At 32.7% G+C, this 4,982-nt stretch carries 8 protein-coding genes; all 8 read left to right on the forward strand.

The genetic code is table 11. The features are described 5' to 3' along the window. Positions 1–277: 277 nt before the first annotated feature. Complete coding sequence (locus tag VIL26_04395; protein ID HEY8390174.1) at positions 278–730, forward strand: hypothetical protein; 453 nt, start codon at positions 278–280, stop codon at positions 728–730. A gap of 132 nt (positions 731–862) precedes the next feature. Then, positions 863–1,312 carry a hypothetical protein gene (locus tag VIL26_04400; GenBank protein HEY8390175.1) on the forward strand — a complete coding sequence of 150 codons (450 nt, stop codon included), beginning with the start codon at positions 863–865 and terminating at the stop codon, positions 1,310–1,312. Next, positions 1,313–1,438 (forward strand): hypothetical protein, encoded by a 126-nt coding sequence (locus VIL26_04405; protein ID HEY8390176.1) that lies wholly within the window; start codon positions 1,313–1,315, stop codon positions 1,436–1,438. 201 nt (positions 1,439–1,639) lie between these two features. Continuing rightward, on the forward strand, positions 1,640–2,062 hold the full coding sequence (locus tag VIL26_04410) for a hypothetical protein (protein HEY8390177.1): 423 nt from the start codon (positions 1,640–1,642) through the stop codon (positions 2,060–2,062). A gap of 3 nt (positions 2,063–2,065) precedes the next feature. Next, positions 2,066–2,908, forward strand: a complete 843-nt coding sequence (locus VIL26_04415) for a hypothetical protein (GenBank protein HEY8390178.1) — start codon at positions 2,066–2,068, stop codon at positions 2,906–2,908. Positions 2,909–2,983: 75 nt separating this feature from the next. Next, on the forward strand, positions 2,984–3,487 hold the full coding sequence (locus VIL26_04420) for a hypothetical protein (protein ID HEY8390179.1): 504 nt from the start codon (positions 2,984–2,986) through the stop codon (positions 3,485–3,487). Continuing rightward, positions 3,465–4,544, forward strand: a complete 1,080-nt coding sequence (locus tag VIL26_04425) for an HlyD family efflux transporter periplasmic adaptor subunit (GenBank protein ID HEY8390180.1) — start codon at positions 3,465–3,467, stop codon at positions 4,542–4,544. Before VIL26_04420 ends, VIL26_04425 begins: the two co-directional genes overlap by 23 nt. Before the next feature lie 6 nt (positions 4,545–4,550). Next, on the forward strand, positions 4,551–4,982 hold a 432-nt coding region (locus tag VIL26_04430), incomplete at its 3' end, for a cysteine peptidase family C39 domain-containing protein (protein ID HEY8390181.1).

The following is a 4,982-nucleotide window of genomic DNA, read 5'->3' on the forward strand; positions in this document are numbered from 1 at the left end:
ATAAGCAGATTGCTATGCTGCAGTCCTGGATAAAAGTCAAGGGTTATAGCAATATGGCTTATTTGCTCCATTAAAAAATCTATGTTTTTGTTTTTATTTAATAATAATTTTTATAAAAAAAGTACAAAAATATGCTTGACAAGTATATTAATATCTTATATATATATATAAACATAAGTTGTAACAAGTTTTTTCACTAATGATTAAAATGATAGTATAAGTCTTTCTAATAGTATAAGTCTTTCTATCAAAATAATAAAATTTGGAGGAAAAACTTATGGAAATGGCTTTAAGGACAAGCAACTTGAGACTCCCCCAAGGCTTCGTGGAAATGGACCGCGAAGAGATGATGTATGTTGAGGGCGGAGATTTTTTTGTTGGTATAAGCGTAAGTGCGACAATAGCACGTTCTTTGTGGACAAGAGGACAGAGAACTGTTGGACTGGCTTCTGGCGGATTATCGGTTTTAGCGTTAGGTAAAATAGCAATGACTATGCTTGGATTTGATGTTTATCTTGCTCCATATCTTGCAGCAATTTCTAGTGCTTTATCGACAATACCAGTAGTAGGATGGGTTGCAATAGGAATTATTGCATTTGCCACAGTAGCTATCTATGGAACTATTCTTTATGCAGGCAGCATAGGCCGTGGTTTTAAAATTGGAGTTAATGTAAAAACTGGATGGTTTGGAATTCCTAAAGGTGTCGACTTTGTTTGCGATTTTATTTAAGAAATAATATTTTATGGTAAGAACATATACATAGTGGGGGCTTATATACATTATGAGACTATCTTTTATCCAAACTGCTATGTATATGTTGATTTGATAAAATAGTATTAATAACTTTAGGTATTTATGATTATGGATGATAAAGAATTTTTGGCATTACAGCGAATAGTTATACATAATTATGCAGCATTTGTGCTTTTTCCCGCTGTATGTATGTTTTATATAATTTTTGGCTATGTATTACCTTCTTTTATATTTACTGAAATCGCTTTAACGATCCTTTTACTATCAAGTTTTATACCCAGAACAAAGTTTTTTATCAGATATCCCAATCAGATTAAAAAAAAGCGTTTTTTATTTGAAACGATATCTTATATATGTTGTTTGATTTTTGCCATAGGGACAGGTTTTTTAGTTAAAGAGAATAACGGTGTGTTTAGCTATTATTTCTTAAATATTTATATTCAGCCAGCTTTTATTATTTTTACGTTTGTAATTCTTGGTTACATGGCTAGTACGGCAAATAGAATTGCTAAGATTTATCTTGCTGAGAAAAAGAATCGTGATATTAAGGTTGGCTAGATGCCGAAAATTGAATTAAGAGAAAATAAAATATTAAAGCTAATCAATGTTTTATCCCGAAAAATACCTGAAAATGAGCTGTTTTCGAGAGGTGCAGCAGGTTGGTATGTCACGGTGTTTGAATGAAAAATCTCAAATGTGAGTTGATTTAGTCAATTGTTATATATAACTATTTAAAAATACTATTAAAAAATCAATTTTAAATTATTACAAAATTACGCTTGACAAGTATATTAATATCTTATATTATACAAACATAAGTTGTAACAATTTTTTTCACTAATGATTAAAATGATAGTATAAGTCCTTCTATCAAAATTATGTAATTTGGAAGAAAAACTTATGGAAATGGCTTTGAGGACAAGCAACTTAGTTTTACCAGAAGGCTTCGTGGAAATGGACCGCGAAGAAATGATGTATGTTGATGGAGGCTTTTATATTACCAATAATCAACTTTGGTTAGTATTACAGGCATGTGCATTAAATCCCATTGGTGCAACTTTAATAGGTTTGGGGATTTACAAACTTGCAGCATGGATTACTGCATTGGGAGCAAAATTTGGTGCTAAAATTGGCGGATTAATAGGGGGGCTTATCGGCAGTTTAATTGGGACTTTGATTGGGGCTGCCGCTTTGGGTTCCGTTGCCTTAACTTATGCTAGTGCCTTGATTCAAGGTAAAGGCATAGATGTCAGCTTAAAATACACTTGGTTTGGAGTGCCGTATTGGGTTGATATTAGTGTTAAATAAATTATGAAAAAGAAAAAACCATTTTTAATATGTATCGTTATTTATTTTCTCTTTTTAGCAAATTTATTATCATATTCGTTAATTTTTAGAGAGTTTAAAACTGGTCATTTCTTATGGTCTCTATGGGCTATTTCACAGTATATAACTTTTTTTATAACATTGATAAATATGGAAAAACTGGTTTATGCCAAGACGATTAAAAAGAAAATGGTTTTTTCTTGTCTTATGTTATCCATCTTAATAATTATATTTTGTTTAGGATTCTATCTATCAGTTATACCTAAAAATAACTTGAAAATATATTTAATACTAAGTTTAATAATATCTTTATCAACTATTCTTTTGATATTTATAAATAAAAATAAAAAGATGAAAGAGATTGAGGTAAATGATGCCGAAAATACGGCTAAGCTTGATGTATTTAATGAATATTATTCTTTCTTTTCTTCTGCCAAAAAAGATAGGTTAGCATGGGAACATTTAAAGATAGCCAATTCGTTGTTTTTTTCTGTCATTGTTTATGGCTTATTTTTAGGCTTAATAATATTTGCAAATGTAATATGTAAGCAAGTAACTATTATTCATGTTGTTATTGGTTGCATATTAATGATATGTGCGGTTATTATGAATCAGCTAAAATTAAATAATTTCTTAAGAAGCGTTAAATTATCTATTTTAGAAAACGGATCTCTAATTTTATCTTTGAGCATTTATATGATAATAGAATGGATTTTTCTTCCTGTAACATTTAATATTATTTTAGTATTTTTTTGTTCTATCTTGATTATGCCCATACATATAACTCAAGCAAAAATGGCTGAACAGTATAAAAAAATATATAAATAATTAATAAAAATGATAGAGTAGTTTTAGTTTATAACATGATAGCCCTAATCGGGCGATTATGTTAGGAAAAAGATTATGCCGAAGATTGAATTAAGAGAAAATAAAATATTAAAGCTAATCAATGTTCTATCCCGTAAGATACCTGAAAATGAGTTGTTTTCGCAGGATAAGCAAATAGCTATGCTGCAGTCCTGGATAAAAGCCAAGGGATATGAGAGCATGGGTCCGCTTATTACATATTCGGGCGGGGTAAAGGGTGTTAACAGCGATAACACGCCTATTATAGATTCCAGACTGATGATACAGCTGAAATCAAGCAATGTCAGGCTTGAACTGCCGTATCATTTTGAAAAAGAGATCCGTATAGAAAATTGTCTTATGGCAAGGTTTTTTGATGACGGCGAAAAGCTGCAGTTTGCTATCTCCAAGCTTACGCTGTTTGCATACGAAAATGATATAGAACTCACAGGCGAGACTTATATTATATTTGTAAACCAGGAAGGCAACAAAGTGCTTGCCGATGTCTTTATGCCTGTAAAATCGAAAGAGGTTAAGGATGAAGATTTACAGCTTTCATGAACTCAAAGAAAGCCGTCTTTTATATGACCGAAAGCCGCCGGCTTTTGGAGTGATAATAACCATAATTACTGCCGTTCTTCTTTTGAGTATAATAATATTGTCGGGTTTTGCCAAAAAGACTTATGTGGTAAAAGCAGGGAGCATAGTATCAAGCCGGCAAAAAAGTTATATTATGAACAGCGTTTCGGGCGACATAAAGGAAATATACAAAAACGAAGGGGACAGCGTAAATGAGGGGGATATATTATTACAGCTTGATACATTTCAGATCGAGCTTCAGATAAAACAAACATCGGACGGTATTGAATTTTTGCAAGGTATTATTGATTATAATAATGAACTGATTAATTTTATCCAAAATTATAATCTGACAGATGAAAACTCCATGAAAAACCCTTTTGACAGTGCTCTTGAGAGCAAATGGTATAACTATGCCCAACAGTTTATATCTTATGTAACCGCTTCGGAAGAAGGGCATGAAAAGACTCAAACCGAAATAGACAGCATCAAAAATCAGTTTACATCTCAATATTATCAGACTGTTGATCAATACTCATACGAACTTATCAGCAAAAAAAGCACTCAGCAGGCATATATAGACAGCCTTGAAGAATACAAGATAAGGGCAAAGTCTTCTGGAATCGTGCATTATACCGCTGCATATACTGTGGGTACGGTTTTGCAGGCAGGCTCTATGATAGGGAGTATCAGCAGCAATCAGTCTGATGAACTATATTTTGAAACAATAGTAAGTGCAGCGGACCGCAGTAAGATTGCTGTTTCGAACAATGTTGAAATTGCCTTATCAGGAGTTATGCAGAGTGAATACGGTGTGATAAAAGGCAAAGTTATTCATATAGACAATGACAGTTCTCAAACAGAGGACGGCAAAGTTTTTTATAAAGTAAAGATAAAACCCGACAGCACAACTGTTAATAACAAGCGAGGGGATAAGATAGAGATAACTATCGGTATGGTAGCCGAAAGCAGGATAAAATACGATGAAACCACCTGGCTGAAATGGGCTATAGAACAGATAGGAATAAAATTAAGGTAAAGTATAATGAGCAGATACAAATGTGTAAAACAGCATGACATAACTGATTGTGCGGCGGCTTGTATTGCTACGGTTTGTCTTACATACGGCAAAGAAACATCTATAACAAAATTAAGAGATTTGTCTGGTACTGATATAAAAGGCACTACTGTTTTGGGAATTGTGCAGACTCTGGAGCAGTTAGGCTTTGAAGCAAAAGCGGGCAGAATGACCAGAGAAAATTTTGAAGAAAAGTTTACCTTGCCCATGATAGCAAGAGTTATTACCAAAGAGGGCTTGACTCATTTTGTGGTTGTGCATAAAATCAAAAAAAATCATCTGATAATTGCCGATCCTGCCAAAGGTGTAGTCAAAATCAAAAAAAATGAGTTTTTTGAAGATTTTGATAATCATGTGGTACTTATGGCTGTGACCAATCAATTTGTATCGGGTAAGACC

This window comes from Clostridia bacterium, assembly GCA_036562685.1.
Taxonomy (GTDB): Bacteria; Bacillota; Clostridia; order Christensenellales; family DUVY01; genus DUVY01.